Genomic DNA, 17644 nt, shown 5'->3' on the forward strand with positions numbered 1-17644 from the left:
TCTCATTCGATGAAATGGTTTACCAAAAACGCGGTTTTGTTTGCCTGCAAAACTTCTCTTGCCGCGTTTATTGCACTCTCTGTGGCGCTGCTTCTTAACTTTGAAAAACCTGCCTGGGCGCTCACGACCGTTTTTGTGACTTCACAGCTCTATGCGGCCTCAACCGTGTCTAAATCCCTGTTTCGTCTGCTGGGTACGCTGCTGGGGGGCCTCTTTATTCTGCTGATCTACCCCGAAACGGTGCAGTCGCCGGTTCTGTTCAGCCTCTGCGTGTCACTGTGGGTAACGGTCTGCCTCTATCTCTCGCTGCATGACCGCACGCCAAAGAGCTACATCTTTATGCTGGGCGGGTATAGCGCCGCCATTATGGGCTTTCCCGACGTGGATACGCCGTCAGCCATTATCAATACGGTCATTTCACGTATTGAGGAGATCACGCTCGGCATTCTCTGCAGCACCCTGGTTCACCGGCTGGTGTTTCCGGTGTCGATGCATCATCTGCTCGGCCAGAGCGTGAATCTCTGGTTTCAGAATGCGCGCAGGCTATGCGATGAGCTGATCAGCGGAATGGCAAAGAACAAATCACTGGAGCGGGAAGATATCCTGATTCAGATGGCCGGTTATCCGCTGAACGTTGAAACGCTGCTGACCCACTGTGTCTATGAGGGGGAGGCGGCGCGTAACGTCATCCGTCTGGTCAGCGTGCAGTATCAGCATCTGACCTATCTGCTGCCGACGCTCACCGCGATTGAGTCACGGCTGGGCGTACTGGCGGAGCTGAACATTCGTTTTCCAGCGTGCGTGACCGATGTGTTTCAGCAGTTTCTGTTGTGGCTGCATCACGATCGCGTCAATGACATCAACGGACTGCGTGAGGCGATCAATGCCGGGCAGGCCAGCCTTGAGCAGTCGTGGCGGGCAGGGGAACTGGCGACCGAGGAGAGCCTGCTGCTGATCGGTCTGCTGGAGCGGCTGGCCAACTTTGTGCGCATTGCCGATGCCTATGAGAATGTCAGCGCCCGCGCCGGGGATCTCTACAGTCATGGCGACGGGGCGGCTATCCGTAATATCCGTGAGCATCGCCATATCGACAAAGGGCTGTTGAGGCTGTCGGCGCTGACGGCTTTTCTGGCGACCTTTCTCTCCAGTCTCTTCTGGATCGGCAGCGGCTGGGCCGACGGGGCGAATGCACCGCTGATGGCGGCGATTATCAGTTCATTTTTTGCCGGTGTCGATTCGCCGGTGACGCCGATGAAGCTGTTTGTCAAAGGGGTGATGATTGCGCTGGTCGTGAGCCTGTTTTACATCGCTTTTCTCATCCCGCAGGCGAACACCTTACAGGCGCTGATGATCTGTCTGCTGCCTGGTCTGATGTTGCTGAGCCTGGTGATTGCGAATCCGGCCACCAACCTGATCGGGCTGAGCGTGGCGATTCAGATCCCCGGCTTTATCGGGCTGAGTCACCACTTCGTGCCCAACCTTATCGTCACCCTGAATGCGGCGATCTCTTCGATGGTGGGGATTATGTTTGCCGTTGTGCTGACGGCGCTGATCCGCAACAAACGGCCTTCATGGATAGCGCGAAGAGCGGTACAGCGCGGCCTGCGCGATCTGTTAGGGTTTATCAAAATGGTGGAGCGTAACGCCGCCACGCTGCTGTCACGGCAGCAGTTTATTGCACGCATGCTCGACAGGGTGAATATCATTCTGCCGCGGAAACGGCTCGACCCGGTGCCGGATATCGTGGTGGGGGGCTATCTGATTACGGAAACCTGGCTGGGGGCGAACTGCTATGACTTTTATGCGCGCTATCGCGAGGTGCTGGAACGGCATGGAATTGATAGCGCGCAGATGTTTCACGAGCTGGCGCTCTATCTGAAGCGCAAGATGAAGTCGCTGCAGTTAACACCGCATCAGGATTTGCTGGAGGAGCTTGATCTGCTGCTCCTGCGTCTGGAGCCCCTGGCCCGGCAGGATAGTGAGGCAGTCGCGCCCCTGATCCACCTGTTTAACATCCGGGTCTCGCTGTTTCCGCATCAGCGCTGGCCGGAATGAAAGGGCAGAAACGCGGGCTGGTGGCCCGGAACAGGTCATAACGACACTCTATTTTAGTTACATCATACATTAAATCTTTTCATATAACTTGATTTCGGCATAGTGGCTGTTTGTCATGTCTGGCAGAAAAGGGAGGCGGGCTGACAGAATCGCGCCCGGAAGCAGGGCGCGAGGGGTATCAGCCCTGTTCACGGGGCTGAAGCTGATAAATCCAGGCGCTGAGCTGCTGATTATCGTGGGTAGAGACGCACACTTCGACGCGATCATAGCCTTCCTCAAACGCATCCAGCATCGGCCAGTGAGCCGCCAGCTTATCGGAGGTAAAGAGAAAACCCGGCACCTGCGGCCCGTGCTCATCCAGAATAATGCCAGGAAAATCAGCCGCTGCACCCCAGCCGCGTTCATAGAAGGTGCCCGTGACCGAACCGGCGAGCCACTCTCCGCCGATATTCTCCAGGATATGCGCATTTTCACGTCCAGGGCAGAGCGTGCCGTAAACAAATAAACGTTTCATTTTCCCTCATCCAGCCTGCAAACCGAAACAGGCAACTTTAGCGTGCCGGGACGCCATTGTCCTGCAAAACATTCACTTAAAAGCCGTGGTGTAGTTAACCGGAATACCCTGGTCGTTGATCACCGTATAGTTCAGCGCCGTTCCGGGAGAGAGCATGGCCTGGCTCTCTGCCTGCAGTTCCGCGTGCGGGGCGATCATCAGGTTTTTAATCGCTGCCTGACCTTGAGGTTTGACATTCAGGCTCATAAACCAGGGCGTCGGGTTGGTTATCGTGATTTTATCTCCCGTGACGGCGAAACGAAGCTTTTCCGGGTCGGTCGCCTGAGGCGCGTGAAGTCCCGCAGGCCGGATAAGAATCTTCAGCCGGATTCGCAGCGGCAGCACGACTCTGCGTTCAGCCGCATCAGGCGCTTTTTTCAGCGCCGGAATCTGGTAAATATTCAGCCAGAAAAGGCTCTCTTTACCGGCGGGCAGCGCATCGCGTGAAGTCAGCATCAGGCGCAGCGATCGCATCTCGCCCGGAACCATTTTTACCACTGGCGGCAAGACAAGCACGGGCGTGATGCTGGCATCCGGTGACAGCGTCACGTTGCCATCATCCGTCCAGAGTTGCAGAAACGTCTCGGTGTTGCCGCTGTTGACGACGTTAATCGACTGCGTCAGATCGGCCTGATTAAAGATGATCCGGGTCTTATCCACGTTGACCACCGCCCAGACGCTGGACGAGAGCAGAACGCCAGATAACACAATGAGGTTACTGAAAACTGACCACAACCTGTAATTGCGCATTCACTGCTCCTGCTATAAGGGTTTGCCCGCTGATGGCTTCAAGGGAGGCGGTAAAATCACCGCTGTAGATATCACTGCCTCCGGAGGAGACCTGCGAGGTTAAATCTTTGTAGGCATACCAGCCGCGGCTGTTGCCGGTGCCGGTGCTGGCGCGGTCCGGCAGTAAATTGATGGGGGTATTGTTGCTGTCATAAATTCTGATACCGACGCCGGAGGCGGCAGTGCTGCTGCCATAATGGGTATCCAGCAGCCAGGTTAACCCGCCGCCCGAGGTGGTCAGCCCCAGATTTCTCGCCTGTATAACCGCATTAGACTGGTTAACCAGAAAGCCCATGGCGACATTGGCCGAAGTGGTCGTCGACGTGGCGGTGCCGGAGAGTGCGCCCGATTCGCACTGGATGGTGATCGTAAATGGAGCCTGGCTTTTTCCGCCTGCCGCGAGCGTGCTGGCGCTCACGGTAGGCAGCAGTACCACCGACGGATAATCCTGAACTTCACACAGTGCGCCGCGCACATAGGTGACGTTAGAGTAGGTGCTCCACGCTGCCGGCCAGTTACGGTACCAGCCGTACCAGTAAGAGAGGCTGTCCTGGCCCACCTGGAGGCTATTGGTGTCGAGTCCCGGACCTTTGAAAGCGATGTAACCCCGCGGCTGTGTCCAGGTGTCCACGTAACGATTACTGTTGCTGGCGTAATAGCGGGTTGAGTCAATTTTAAACATCTCATACAGCACATTGCTGAAGGCGCTGGCCGGGATGTAGATATAGGTGCCATCGGAATACCAGTCGCTGGCCGTCAGCTGACGCGCTTTCCAGTAGCGGCTGTAATATTCGCCGGTTGAGAGGTTAGTCAGCCTGACCGCGACATTTGCGGCGACATCATAATAAGCCCCGTCCACTTCAGACGTGATGTATTGCCCGGCATAGGGACTGTCGCCGTTGGTGGCGTACATCTCATACAGGCTGTCGGCATCCGCCACGGCGCAGCGGTAGAGAATCTGATTAGCCGAGTAGGGAACGTTGCTGGCCGAGGAGAGAAAGCTCCCCACCGAACTGGCCAGCAGGGTGCCGGAGGGCTGAAAGGTCTTTCCGCTGTTAATGCTGATCACGGACGGCAGCCCGACATTCCCGGAACAGGTGTCGCAGGCACCGGTCCAGCTGGCGGCGGTGTAGCCCGCCGCGATGGCGCTCTGAGAGAGCGAAGAGGTGGAGGTGACCACGCTGCAGTTCGCCCAGGCGGGCACATTAAGCAGCAGTAACACGATATACAGGAGTAATTTTTCGATTCTCACACTATTCACCCTTGCGGCAGACGGCATCCAGGCGAACGATATTCTCATTCACGCGTCCGGTTATCTGATAATTAACGAGGCAGGTTTTATGGCCTTTATTTTGCCAGCTGACCCTTAAGGTGCCGGAATCATGCGGAACGCGGGCATAGACCTGTCCGCCCTGACCGACAATGCCGATGACGGTATTATCCGCGTCACGGACTTCACTCCCCATCGGCGGAATCTCCTGATCGTCACTCTTCAGCGCGATCAAGACCGCCTTGCCCTGCAGGGTGGCAAAATGAATCCGCGTCACGGAACCGGCATAGGGCACCACGCGCTGGCTGCCGCCACTTAATTCCGCATCGCTATTCATGTAGCGGGTATCCAGGCTGACGGTATTCGCCTGATAAGGCGTGAGCGAAGGCAGGATGGCGTAACCCGCATGATCGATAACTGCGCCCTGACCGTTACGCACGCTGGCGCCCTGAGCGCCTTCCGCATGAATCAGCGCAAAGGTATCGCTGGTATAGGGGCCGGCTGTCATGCCGCCGGAATGGATCAGCAACGTGCCTGACAGACCCAGACCCGCCTGACGGTAGTTATCACCCTGGCCATAGTTCGCTCTGACGCCGCCCACGCGGGTATTCTGCTGCACGTTTCCGCCAAACGAGGCGCGCTGGCTGCCGCTATTCTGCGTCTGCCCGGTTCCGCCATACAGCGACCAGGAGAGCTGGTTATTCTCGCCCGATGAACCGGTAAGTGAGAGCGTGGAATTGCGCGTCTCTTTAGACTGGTTGTAGTTGTAGGCCACGGAGGCGTTGTGATTGCTCCAGTTCAGCGGGACGGAAACATTCAGGGCAACAGTATTCTCGGTGTACTTCTCCCGATAGCTATTATCGCCATCGTCCAGGCTCAGCCCGAAGCGATCGCTGCTCCAGGTGGTGCGCTGGCGGGCGACGTTGAGGCTGTAACTGATGTTATGCCAGCTGTTGTTGTAACCGAGCTGAAGCTGGGTAATGCGGGAGCGGTTATTGTAATAATCCGCTGTGCTGGCGCTCAGGCTGATCAAGCCATAGTCAGCCATTGTCTGACTCAGCGTGACAGAAAAGTTATTACGCTGATGCAGCGTGTCGGAGTAGTAGCTGAGGCCACCATCCTGCTGGCGACGCACGCCCAGCACATCCTGCAGGTCGCGATAACCGCTGGTTGAGTAGCGATAGGCAGCCAGGACCACGTTGGTGCCGGTGGTAAAGGTTTTGCTGTAGCTCAGTTCAGCGCGCCATCCCGTGGCAGTCTGGTTCTGTGCCACCTTTGCATCCGAGAAGGTGGTATTCAGTCCCACGGCGCCCGCCGCAGAGCTCCAGACACCACCAAGCAGCCAGGCCTGATAATCCTCAGCCAGGCGCGAACCCGCCGTCGCGGTCAGCTGGTTGCTGATACCGCGCTGCAGCAATCCTTCAAAGAAGGTGTTATTGACGGAGTAGAACTGTCGCACCCGTCCCAGGGCAACGGAGTAGTGCCAGTTACCCGGCCTGACCGAATCGGGCACCGAGGCATAGGGGACGGTAAACGAGGACGTTTTGCCACTCGCTTCAACAATCTCCACGTCGAGATCGCCCTGGCTGCGGGTATTGTACAAATCGTTAATGACAAAAGGCCCCGGAGCCACGCTGGTCTCATAAATAACGCGATTGAGCTGCCTGACGATAACCCGCGCGCTGGAAGAGGCCACGCCCCGGATCTCCGGCGCGTAACCCCGACGGCTTTGCGGGCGCATCCTCTCATCCGTTGTCAGCTTAATCCCGTTATAGGACAGGCTGCCAAACTGCGAACTTTCTGTGTAGCTGTCGCCAACGGTCAGCACACTGTTCAGCGGTTCGATGGGGCGCTGAAGCCAGGTTCTGACCGTGGTATAACGCGCGTCGCTGCCGGTGACGTTATTGTCGATAACCCGCAGATTGCCCTGATGGCGCAGCTGCCAGTTATCGATATTGGTGCCCGCCGTGACACCGCTCCAGAGATACTGATATCGGTAACCGGAGGCAGTATTTTCCGTCCAGCTGTAGTTGGTGTTATGCCGGATGAAAAGGGCGGTGATCCCTTTATCCCACTCGGAAACGGGTATGGTTCCGCGAGGCAGACGGATTAACTCCGCATCCGGAATCGTCAATTGCAGCCGCAGTGATGACTGATCAAATTGCCAGCTGGCCGCGGAGGACCAGTGACGCAAAGGCTGGCATTGCTCGCGGGCTGCGGTTTTATTCAGTGACTTAAGGCGCAGTGATTCCGCCACCTTCAGGGGAAGGCAGGGTTCAATGGGCTGACCTTTTTCTGCTGATAAAAAGGTGAGGGTGACACCGCTTTTGATCAGCTTATTATTCAGATAAATGTCGACATAATAGCTGCCGGGGGCAATCGTCTGATGATTAAACTGTTCGATGTTCTGGCCAAAAGCCGAACCTTTAAACAGCGAAGGATCAAAGTAATATTCCTCAGCGTGTCCATACGTTGAAAAAGTGAAGGAGGCACAGAGAGGTAAAAAAAGGGTGCGGATATTACCTGGCTGCAAGCGGATAATCTTCACTGACTTTCGCTCCCTGGTCATTCATTGCTGAAAGAGAGACCACGCTGTTCGCGGGTAACGCGTGCGTTGCCGCTTTGCACCTGACAATTTTTTTAGAGAAGGGCGCAATCATATCGGCGTCGCAGGCTATTTTTTTGTCTGCTGTTTTTAGGGTTACGTCGGTCAGCGAGAAAAACCAGGGCTGGGTGTTATTGATTTCGAGGCCCTCTTTTTTCGCCGTTATTTTTATTCCGCTGAAAATATCCCCCGGCTGACCAATCGCCGTAGGCCGGTAGAAGAGTTTCATGCGGTTGCGTAACATTAAAACGATACTGTTACGGCCTGACTCGCCCTGAATATTGGCGGGCGGAATTTGCAGGGAGTTGAACCAGTGGACCGTTTCGCGATCCTGCGGTAAGGAGGCCTCTGGCGTGAAGCGGATCCTCAGCACCTGACCAGTCAGAGGCTGAATCCGGAATAGCGGAGGGGTGATAATAAAAGGCACGTCACTCTTATCGCCCGGTTGTGAATCCATATTGCCATTATCAAACCAGGCCTGAATAACATACGGAATATTATCGTTGTTCTTTAACTGAACATCGACGGAGAGAGCATTGCCGGGATAAATAATACGGCTACCCAGAATCGTGACGCTCGCCTGGACTTTATCCGAAATAAACGTCATCAACAGAATGAAAATGACGAACAGTGAGGGGTAGAGCACAATGCGTGAATACATGTCAGAGATCTCAAGCGTGGCGTGCGTACCCGGGATACCGGATACGCACGAAAACGATTACTGATAAGTCACGGCGTATTGCAGTGATGCGGTCACGGTCCCGGCCGTTGGCGTGCCTGATGCATAGTAGCGGGCAGAGTAGGTGGCTGAGCCTGAGGTTTCCCCTGCCTGAAGCGTCATATCGCCGCTGCCGGTGTAACCGCTGGTCAGATCGACGACGGTATCTTTCGGGTCGAGGATCTGAACCTCAACGTTTTTCGCGGTGCCGGTGTTCGACAGGTTGCCGGCAGCGCTGACGTTATTGCCCACGAAAACCGTGGAGATTTTCGTGGTCTTGGTGCTGTCACCGGTACAGCCGCTTACGCCCACGGTGAAGGGGGTTTCGCCCGCTGTCGCACCTGAGGCCGCAAGGTCAGAGGTACTCACGGTTGGCAGCAGAACGACAGGTGAAGCGTTGTTACCGTTCACCGACACCGAACAGGTTTCGGTGGTCACTTCGCCCTGGAAGTTAATGGTGTTATCAGAAGCCGCAGAGACGCTGGCTGAAACCAGCGCGGCACTGATTAACACCGCAAGATTAAGCGTTCTGAAATGGGTGTGCATGTCATACTCCTTTATCATCGTTATACGGAAAGCAATTGGTTGAGGCTGATGCCCATTTTCCGGCGAATAGCCTCTTTGATGTTATAAACACGCTTGATTTCAACTCCCATTTCTCTGGCAATAATCGGCAGTGAGAGTCCATTCACTGCCAGATCAAGGAACTGAACTTCATCCTGTTTAAACGCATTCACTTTTTTCCTGACGTCGCCCTTCAGGCCGAAATAGCAGCCATTGATCTGACGGCTTATCTCATCACGCGACTGATCGGCATAAATAACGGTCTGGATACGCAGGTCTTCTTTTTGCCAGAACGCGGCAAGGGATTGCATATAGCGATCGCTGACAATAATCAGCATCAATCCCGTATTTTTTAAATATTCAATCCAGTTACTGTTGGTAAAATACCTGACATTCTCTCTTGAGAAGTCAATAAATATGCATCCCCGGCAAAAGATGCTTTCATATTTACCCGCCACCATGCTAAGCAGGGATGAAGAGAAAAAATGATTTCTTCCGGGCCAGGTGGTAATTTTTTGCAGCGGACATCGGTGATAAATGTCTGATGCGCGATGGGCGAGATCGCAGCCATATTTACAACTGGCGCAGCGAATTTCCTCTCTGGTTATCTTTATCATAATATTCTGGTGCTGTTGCGAGAGTTGTATTTATTTTATCGATAAAAATCTCCGCGTTTCAAGGCGATGAAAATTACCCGTTATTTCCTGCATTCGGATTTTTCTTAACGCACCCCCTCCGTGCTCCGGCGTAATATTGATTGAAAATTCGGGACAAAAACGTCTGCCGTCCACTCAATCGTACTGAGAGACCTGGATTTTTTTACGTCTGTTAGGAATATTTCGCAAATAACGCTGTTTTGATCAATAAAAATTCCGCACGCAAAGCTAAATATGCGCGAATTTTGATCAGTGTCATTTTTTGTATATTTTTGACGCCGGATTGTTGTTGGGGAATAACCTGTTTTTGTCGCTCTTAATGCAAATCCTCTTATTAATACCCGTTTGTTATTTTTCTAATCCTGTTGAGTCAGAACTTCAGAACTACTATTTATCGCTCAGGAAATCCTTTTATTAAGAAAAGTCCTGGTAACAAAGATGTTAATTGACGCATCTGCAAGAAATATTGATCTAAATCAGTAATTTAGCGCGTGTTATCTGTTCTGTTTTCAGCATTGTCATTAATTCTCTATTTAATTTTACGCAGGAAATGATTATTCAGCTTTTGTATAAAATAATCGCTGCGCATTGACGTTTAGCTGCTCTGGCCGGTTTTAATAAACCAGTAAGGCTGATTACTGAACAGACAGAGCAGGGATGTTATGTTGTTTTGTCTCCCGTAAATGTCTTATCAAAACCGGCTATCTCTGACCGAATCTCTGCAGGTCATCAACAGGCGCGGCCGATGCGGCAGGCCTTATCATGACGATGCGCGGACGTGTACAGGAGCAGGCGTTGTTCGCGCCGCTGAGCGAGAGTAAAAAGCAGGCATTCAGGAGACGCATTTACAGCATTTCTGTGGCCGTCAGCCCTGATAAGAGCGCTAATTTTCACGTAGCGACGTCTCTGGCGGAGTGCGGAAAGCCGCCGGATGGCGTTAAGCGAGCAAAGTGCAGAGATGTACAGACCGGACGCACAATCCAGAGCAAGGTGAAGAGCGATTGAAAAGCTGAGCGCGCAGCATGTCGTGAGCGCTCAATTCATTCACTTAGCCGTAAAGATGAAGCCGGGTGTGATATCTTCGGCATCGGACATTGAAGAGAGTGAGTGAATCAGGCTGCGAAGAGAATGCCGGACGGATGCGCAGCAAATCACAAGGCATTCAGAAAAGCGGATGCGTGGTGGTGAGAAGATGAGGCTGAGTTGCACAGAGATTTACGGCCAGGCAAAAAACAGCCAGGATCGGTGCCGAAAGGTAAACAGCGAGGCCCAACCCTGATAATGATAAATATGCGCATAATGTATATTATGTTAAATAAGATATCTGGTAACGGCTGTGGCTGCGTTATCTCGTTCCCTGCCGTGCTGCTGCCGACTTCGTTCCTGTCCGTCTGATGAGGCAATTATGATTCCCGGTCAACCCGATAACGGCTGTTCCCTTAGCGACGATAACTTTCCGCGTATTCATCTTCCGGCACGTCTGCTGATTAACATCAGGCGATTCTTTGCTTCCACTGATTTGTGCTGCCTGCACTGAAACCTTATCAATCTCTTCGCACTCTCCGAAAGAAAAATGTCCGCCTCACCCGATGATTCCTCTTTCACAGCCATCACCACTATTCCCGGCGTTCCCTGAAAGCCAGCGCTTCTGGCGTGCGTGACTTTGCTGCTTTGCGGATGATGATGCCGGTAAGATCCTGGGTAAATGCATCCTGGCTACCTCTGCTGCCAACGGATTCTGTTTCACGGCCAGTTCAGTAACGGGCGCAGATGACGCCCTGACAGGCAAAGTATTCAGCGTGCGTCGCGCAGGCATACCGGCCCGACGACGCAAACCGCGTGGTTTACGGGCTGTTCGGTGAGCATGGCCCTGAATCTTCTCATCCCTCTGAATCAGCTGGATTTTATCAGCCATCAGAGGCTACAATCCGGGAACTGCAACGGAATAAACCTCTGACACCTGACGGGTTTCTGTGACGCTGTCACGCTTTCTTCACTGTTTTCCGGCCTGCGATTCTGCTGCCCTCTCCTTTTGCATACCTTCTGCCCGCCGCTTCATCCTGATCAGCGATTTCAGCACAGAGCTCAACTCAGGTAATGAGAGAGAGAGTATGTATGATGTAACTAAAAAGACATGCTCTTCTGGGAAATTTCACATTTAGCGCCGTTAAATGTCTCTTTCGCCTCAACCCGATTACGCTTCAGCACAACAACACGCACTCCAACAGTCAATAAAGGAAACATTGATGAAAAAGACAACGGCTCTGATTGCCACCTTACTGATGACCTCTGGCGTATCTGCTGTCGCCGCTCAGCCTGCCGCTGCGAAAAATCCACTCAGCGTACACGTGCTCAACCTGCAGACCGGTCAGCCCACCGCGGGCATTCAAGTCGAGCTGGATCAGAAGCAGCAGGATAACTGGGTGAAACTGGCTTCTGGTGTGACGGATAACAATGGCCGCATCAGCGCCCTGTTCCCGCAGGACAAAACGGCCAGCGCCGGCAGCTATCGCGTGGTATTCAAAACCGGTGATTTTTATAAGAAGAGCAGCCAGAAAACCTTCTTCCCGGAGATCCCTGTGGAGTTCAACATGGAAGCCAGCGGTGAACACTACCATATTCCCTTACTGCTGAGCCCGTTTGGTTACTCAACCTATCGCGGCAACTGATTGATTCTGCCCAATCCGGCATTCAGGTGCCGGATTGGGCCTCTCCCGCTATCCGCGCCGGAAAAGAGGCCACCAGCCAGTCGATAAACACCCGCAGGCGTTGCGTGACGTGCCGGTTCTGCGGATAAACCAGATGAAACGGATACCCGGCAGGACGCCAGTCGCGCAGGATCTCTACCATCTCACCCTGCCGCAGAATCGACGACAGCGAATAGCTGAACGTCTGAATGATCCCCAGCCCGGCCAGCCCCGCAGCCAGATGTCCGTTGCTCTCATTGACGCCAATGCGATGCGCACTGGTTACCTCGATTTTTTCCCCGTCACGTTCAAACCGAAACGGAAAAGGCCTGCCGGTCTGCGGAGAGAGATAGCTCACCAGCCGGTGGCCGTTGCGCAGTTCATCCGGATAGGCCGGTACGCCAAAGGCTTTCAGATAGGCGGGCGTTGCACAGGTGATCAGCGTGGCGTGCCCAATCAGACGGGCGATCAGTGAGGAGTCCATCAGCGGACCGCCGCGGATCACACAGTCAGCATTGTCACTGATCAGGTCGATCGGACGATCCGAAACGCCGAGATCCAGCGTAATGTCAGGATAGCGGGCAAAGAAATCGGGCAGCAGCGGAATCAGAACGTCCCGGGCAGTCGAACCGCCGACATCAATGCGTAACTGCCCGCGCGGCTTACTGCGCAGTGCATTAAAACAGGCATCCACATCCTCAAGGTCGTGCAGAATACGCAGCGCCTTCTCATAATATTCCCGCCCTTCCGCAGTCACGGTCACGCGCCGTGTGGTGCGCTGCAAAAGCCTGACGGAGAGATGCGCCTCCAGCTCCTGCACCAGCTTGCTCACCGTCGCTTTCGGCATGTTCAGCGTATCTGCAGCACGGGTAAAACTGCCGCTCTCTACCACCCGTGAAAAGGCTCTGATCGCCAGCAACTGATCCATTCTCTGCCCCTATTGTCCACCCGTGTGGATAGTCATTTTCATTTTAGCGGATTTATCCGTCAATCCCGCTCTTTTACAGTGGCCCCCTGTCCGGCAGCGACGCTGACCGGGAAGCTTATCCTCATTCACTGACCGACTCCGGAGACGACTTTATGAGCGCATCACTCGCAGGAAAAATTGCCCTGGTAACAGGCGGAACAAGCGGAATTGGCCTGGCCACCGCACGGGAACTGGCGTCACAGGGCGCGCAGGTCTTTATTACGGGTCGCCGTCAGGCGGAACTGGATGCCGCCGTCGCGGACATCGGTGGAACGGTCACCGGTATCCGGGCCGATGCGTCACAGCTGCACGATCTCGACGACGTGTATGCCCGGATTGCGTCACAGTCGGGCCATCTGGATATCCTGTTCGCCAACGCCGGCGGAGGCGACATGCTGCCGCTGGGGGCGATCACAGAGGCGCATTTCGATCGTATCTTCGATACCAACGTACGCGGCGTGCTGTTTACGGTTCAGAAAGCTCTACCACTGCTGGTTGATGGCGCGTCGGTTATTCTTACCGGCTCTACCGCCTCGGCTCAGGGTACCGCAGCCTTCAGTGTCTACAGCGCCAGTAAAGCCGCCGTGCGCAACTTTGCCCGTTCATGGGCGCTGGATCTGAAAGATCGCGGCATCCGGGTGAATGTGGTGAGTCCCGGCCCTGTCCGTACTCCGGGCCTGGGCGGGCTGGTCAGTGATGATCAGCGTCAGGGCCTGTTTGATGCGCTGGCTGCGCAGATACCGCTGGGTCGCCTGGGTGAGCCGCAGGAGGTGGCCAGAACCGTTGCCTTCCTGGCGTCAGATGCCGCCAGCTTTATCAATGCGACAGAACTGTTTGTCGATGGCGGAATGGCGCAGGTGTAACGTTACGCTTCAGACCCTGTGGCTGTCACAGCAGGGTCTGAACCGGGACACAATCACAAAATGTCACGTTGCATTACCCACGGTCTCCTCAATCCCCCGCTATAGTTATTGCCTGTCACATTCGTCATAACACCATGGAGATCACATGAGCCAACTTTTTTCCACTGTCTCACTGGGCGACCTTACGCTGGATAACCGCATTGTGATTGCGCCGATGTGCCAGTACTCAGCCGAAGCCGGTAATGCTACAGCCTGGCACCGCATCCACCTGGGTCAGCTCTCTTTTTCCGGCGCAGGCCTGATGATTATCGAAGCCACGGCGGTAGAAGACATTGGCCGCATCTCTCCCGGCGATCTCGGATTGTGGAATGATGAGAATGAAGCCGCACTGAAAACGGTGCTGGAGGATGTGCGCCGTTACTCCTCGATTCCGGTTGGCATTCAGCTGGGCCATGCCGGACGTAAAGCGTCGTGCGCGGTGCCCTGGGAAGGCGGCAAACAGATTGCACCGGATGCCGGCGGCTGGCAGACCATTGCCCCGTCAGCCGTGAGCTACAGCGCGGATGAAGTCAGACCGGTCGCGATGAGCGCCGATGACCTGGCCCGGGTGAAGCAGGCCTTTGTGGAGAGCGCCCTGCGTGCAGAGCGTCTGGGGCTGGATCTTATCGAAGTCCATGCTGCGCACGGCTATCTGCTGCATCAGTTCCTCTCTCCGCTCTCGAACCAGCGCACCGATGAGTATGGCGGATCGCTGGAGAACCGTATGCGCTTCCCGCTGGAAGTGTTCAAAGCGGTTCGTGACGCGGTTCCGGCCTCACTGCCGGTAGGCGTTCGCATTTCCGCGACGGACTGGGTCGAAGGCGGCTGGGAAATCAAACAGTCCATCGCCTTCTCGCGTGAGCTGGAAGCACTGAACTGCGCCTATATCCACGTCTCCAGCGGCGGACTGTCGGAAGATCAGAAAATCAGCGTCGGCCCTAATTACCAGGTTCCGTTTGCCCGCGATATCCGTGAGCAGGTTTCCGTTCCGGTGATCGCGGTCGGCCTGATCACTGAGCCACAGCAGGCCGAGGATCTGCTGCAACAGGGCGAAGCCGATCTGGTGGCTCTGGCGCGCGGGATCCTCTACGACCCGCGCTGGCCATGGCATGCGGCCGCTGCGCTGGATGGCAAGGTGCAGGTGCCACCTCAGTATCTGCGCTCCGAACCGCATGACGTAAAAGGCATTCTGACCCAGGATCAGTAAGCCTTTCCCGGCAGACCGCTTATACAGCGGTCTGCCGTTAACTTATAAAATGCCCTTCAGCCGCAGATGCTGCAGCAGCATGATGGTCCTGGCATCCATGATTTCGCCCTCTCGAAACCAGGCTGCAATACCCCCATTATCTGAGATCGTAGCAGGCCTGCAGCGCGAGATCGGGGCCGGTGAGCGGACGCTGTGCGGCGGGAAACCGCTGCGCCACCGGCGTCATTGAGCTTTGCGCCAGAGCCACCGCCACCGCGCCCTGCTGATAGGCCCGCTCTGTCGCCGCCGCAATCAGGTCAAAATAGCGGGTCGTGTTACCCGCCTTAAAGGCATCCCATGCCCCCGCCACCAGCTCCGTGTTCACCTGCGTGCCGGGCTGACAGAACAGCGCCCGGGTGGCCGCCACGGTCGATTCTGCCGCGCAGAGCGCCACCGCAGGCCCCGCCTGGCGATGCAGCGCCTCCGCCAGCATTCTGTCGGTGCGCATGACCCTTTCCTGCACGGGGAAATCGTCGGCTACCGGGGCCAGCGTCGAACAGGTGATCAGAATGGCATCAAACTGCGGCAGCACGCCCTCAATCAGCCGGGCCATCCTGAGACGTAAGTCACTGTCCATCCCGCCGCGCTCTTCGGCCTCAGCCAGCAGTGCAGGCATGACCAGATGATTCAGCGGCGGGGTGTGACGCGCCAGCGAGGCGGCGGCAGCATCGAAAATCGCAATGTTACTGGCCGCGGTGTGGAAGCAAAGTATGTTCAGGGGACGCTCCGTTTCATTAAAAGATCAGCTTTCGACATGCCAGGCTGCATGCTGAATCACCACACGATAACCATCATCGTCACTGAATGTCACGCCCTGCCGATCCCAGTAAGGATTAAAAGAAGGCACCCGCCGGAACCCTGCCTCATCCATCGCGGCGCAACGGGCCAGCCAGTCAGGCCAATGCGGCAGGTAAAGCACCAGCAGATCCTCTTGCGACGGTGACGGCGTCAGGGGATGCGTAAGTGACTGTGTAAATTCCAGATGCCAGGCCAGACCCGGCGCGCCCAGCATCACGCCACTGAATTCCTCATGGTCGGTAAAGGCACCAATTTTCTGCAATCCTAACCCGTGACAATAGCGCTGAGACATTTCTGTCAGGCTGGTAACCGGCCGTGCGATTCGCATGTGCTGAATGTGCATGGTTCTCTCTCCTCTCTGTTTACTGAGTTCTATCACACTCATCCGCCCGTCCCCTGGCCCCGGATGCGCTGCAGAATCGCGTGAAGCAGATTAATCAGGGCGCGATTTTGCAAGAGAATGTGAATATCACGCCGTCCGGGCAAGGGGCCGTCATCGCCTGACAGACGCTGTGTCACCCTGCCCGCAACGCTGCAATCGCTGATCAGGGCGCGATTTTGCAAGAGAATGTGAATATCACGCCGTCCAGGCAAGGGGCCGTCATCGCCTGACAGACGCTGTGTCACCCTGCCCGCAACGCTGCAATCGCTGGTGAGGGGAACGGTCTGCCGCCCATCGTGCTAAAGGCATTCCCCTCTCCGTCATCTACACTTTTCCGGTATTCATACGGCGATGCCCTGTGCATTGCCAGGCCATAAAAGGATGACAATATGACTGAAAACGCGCCTCAGAATCACGCCTGGTTACTGGCTTCACGCCCACACGGTGAGCCGACCAAAGAGAATTTCCGCCATGTGGCTCAGCCCGTGCCGGAACTGAAAGAGGGTGAAATTCTGCTGAAGACGATCTACCTGTCGCTCGATCCCTACATGCGTGGCCGGATGGATGAGGGGAAATCCTACGCCCCGCCAGCAGAGCTGGATCAGCCGATGGTGGGCGGCACCGTCTGTCAGGTGGCCGAATCAAAAAACAGCGAGTTTCAGAAAGGCGACTGGGTCCTGTCGCAGAATGGCTGGCAGGAGTATGCCGTTTCCGATGGCAAAGAGATCGCGAAGCTGGGCAACGACCTGCCCAACCCTTCCTGGGCGCTGGGCATTCTCGGTATGCCAGGCTTTACCGCCTATATGGGCCTGATGGACATCGGCCAGCCGAAAGCCGGTGAAACCCTGGTGGTCGCCGCCGCAACCGGTCCGGTCGGCGCAACGGTGGGTCAGCTGGGGAAACAGAAAGGCTGTCGCGTGGTCGGTGTGGCGGGCGGTGAAGAAAAATGCCGTTATGCCATCGAAACCCTGGGCTTTGATGCCTGCCTCGATCACCACAGTGCTGACTTTGAAGAGCAGCTGAAGAACGCCTGCCCGGATGGCATCGATATCTATTTCGAAAACGTGGGCGGTAAAGTCTTTGATGCCGTGTTCCCGCTGCTGAACACCGCCGCGCGTGTGCCGGTCTGTGGTCTGGTGTCGGCGTACAGCCAGCGCGAGCTGCCGGAAGGCCCGGACAGAACCTCCCTGATCATGGCGGGTATCCTGAAACGTCGTATCCGTATGCAGGGCTTTATCATCTTCCAGGATTACGGCGACCGCTACCCTGAGTTCCTGAAGGCGATGACGCCGCTGGTGGAGAGCAAAAAGATCCACTATCGCGAGCACATGATTGAGGGATTGGAGAACGCGCCACAGGCGTTTATCGATATGCTGAACGGCAAAAACTTCGGCAAGACCGTAGTGAAGGTCGGCGGCTGATGGAATTTGTGTGCCACGTCAGTGACGTGGC

Annotated in this window: 15 protein-coding genes; 5 read left to right on the top strand and 10 right to left on the bottom strand. The window is 55.5% G+C overall.

Annotation, left to right across the window (positions count from 1 at the left end):
* The first annotated feature begins 9 nt into the window (after positions 1 to 9).
* A complete protein-coding gene (locus HFD92_RS02190) occupies positions 10 to 2055 on the top strand; it encodes an FUSC family protein (protein WP_167428198.1) in 2046 nt (681 codons plus the stop codon).
* 178 nt (positions 2056 to 2233) lie between these two features.
* Here the strand turns inward: HFD92_RS02190 and HFD92_RS02195 are convergent, their stop codons facing one another.
* From HFD92_RS02195 to HFD92_RS21740, 7 genes are all read right to left on the bottom strand, one after another.
* The gene (locus HFD92_RS02195) at positions 2234 to 2569 is read right to left on the bottom strand and encodes a gamma-glutamylcyclotransferase family protein (RefSeq protein ID WP_167428199.1); all 336 of its coding nucleotides are present in this window, start codon (positions 2567 to 2569) and stop codon (positions 2234 to 2236) included.
* Positions 2570 to 2641: 72 nt separating this feature from the next.
* Entirely contained in the window at positions 2642 to 3358 is a 717-nt protein-coding gene (locus HFD92_RS02200; RefSeq protein WP_167428200.1) for a fimbrial assembly chaperone, read from the bottom strand.
* The gene (gene stbD, locus HFD92_RS02205; RefSeq protein WP_167428201.1) at positions 3324 to 4649 is read right to left on the bottom strand and encodes a fimbrial usher protein StbD; all 1326 of its coding nucleotides are present in this window, start codon (positions 4647 to 4649) and stop codon (positions 3324 to 3326) included. The genes HFD92_RS02200 and stbD overlap by 35 nt, the downstream gene beginning before the upstream one ends.
* A 1-nt stretch (position 4650) precedes the next feature.
* Positions 4651 to 7215, bottom strand: a complete 2565-nt coding sequence (locus HFD92_RS02210) for a fimbrial outer membrane usher protein (protein ID WP_370525215.1) — start codon at positions 7213 to 7215, stop codon at positions 4651 to 4653.
* Complete coding sequence (locus HFD92_RS02215) at positions 7187 to 7933, bottom strand: fimbria/pilus periplasmic chaperone (protein WP_167428202.1); 747 nt, start codon at positions 7931 to 7933, stop codon at positions 7187 to 7189. Before HFD92_RS02215 ends, HFD92_RS02210 begins: the two co-directional genes overlap by 29 nt.
* Before the next feature lie 57 nt (positions 7934 to 7990).
* Positions 7991 to 8536 (bottom strand): fimbrial protein, encoded by a 546-nt coding sequence (locus tag HFD92_RS02220; RefSeq protein ID WP_167428203.1) that lies wholly within the window; start codon positions 8534 to 8536, stop codon positions 7991 to 7993.
* Between the two features lie 20 nt (positions 8537 to 8556).
* Positions 8557 to 9171 (bottom strand): LuxR family transcriptional regulator, encoded by a 615-nt coding sequence (locus HFD92_RS21740; protein WP_255461683.1) that lies wholly within the window; start codon positions 9169 to 9171, stop codon positions 8557 to 8559.
* 2285 nt (positions 9172 to 11456) lie between these two features.
* On the opposite strand from HFD92_RS21740, the gene uraH reads away from it, so the two are divergent.
* The gene (uraH, locus tag HFD92_RS02230; RefSeq protein ID WP_167428204.1) at positions 11457 to 11879 is read left to right on the top strand and encodes a hydroxyisourate hydrolase; all 423 of its coding nucleotides are present in this window, start codon (positions 11457 to 11459) and stop codon (positions 11877 to 11879) included.
* Between the two features lie 22 nt (positions 11880 to 11901).
* Here uraH and HFD92_RS02235 read toward each other — a convergent pair whose 3' ends face one another.
* Positions 11902 to 12825, bottom strand: coding sequence for a LysR family transcriptional regulator (locus tag HFD92_RS02235; RefSeq protein ID WP_140028545.1), 924 nt, complete (start codon positions 12823 to 12825; stop codon positions 11902 to 11904).
* Positions 12826 to 12977: 152 nt separating this feature from the next.
* Here HFD92_RS02235 and HFD92_RS02240 point away from each other — a divergent pair, with 152 nt between their 5' ends.
* Both HFD92_RS02240 and HFD92_RS02245 read left to right on the top strand, forming a co-directional pair.
* Positions 12978 to 13727, top strand: a complete 750-nt coding sequence (locus HFD92_RS02240) for an SDR family oxidoreductase (protein WP_046101828.1) — start codon at positions 12978 to 12980, stop codon at positions 13725 to 13727.
* Positions 13728 to 13872: 145 nt separating this feature from the next.
* The gene (locus HFD92_RS02245; RefSeq protein WP_167428205.1) at positions 13873 to 14973 is read left to right on the top strand and encodes an NADH:flavin oxidoreductase/NADH oxidase; all 1101 of its coding nucleotides are present in this window, start codon (positions 13873 to 13875) and stop codon (positions 14971 to 14973) included.
* Positions 14974 to 15109: 136 nt separating this feature from the next.
* Here the strand turns inward: HFD92_RS02245 and HFD92_RS02250 are convergent, their stop codons facing one another.
* Together HFD92_RS02250 and HFD92_RS02255 are read right to left on the bottom strand one after the other, a co-directional pair.
* A complete protein-coding gene (locus HFD92_RS02250; protein ID WP_111208425.1) occupies positions 15110 to 15628 on the bottom strand; it encodes a glutamate racemase in 519 nt (172 codons plus the stop codon).
* 126 nt (positions 15629 to 15754) lie between these two features.
* Entirely contained in the window at positions 15755 to 16153 is a 399-nt protein-coding gene (locus HFD92_RS02255) for a VOC family protein (protein ID WP_167428206.1), read from the bottom strand.
* 428 nt (positions 16154 to 16581) lie between these two features.
* On the opposite strand from HFD92_RS02255, the gene HFD92_RS02260 reads away from it, so the two are divergent.
* Entirely contained in the window at positions 16582 to 17613 is a 1032-nt protein-coding gene (locus tag HFD92_RS02260) for an NADP-dependent oxidoreductase (protein ID WP_167428207.1), read from the top strand.
* Positions 17614 to 17644: the final 31 nt, after the last annotated feature.

The organism is Pantoea sp. EKM101V, from assembly GCF_011800325.1.
GTDB classification, from domain to species: domain Bacteria; phylum Pseudomonadota; class Gammaproteobacteria; order Enterobacterales; family Enterobacteriaceae; genus Pantoea; species Pantoea anthophila.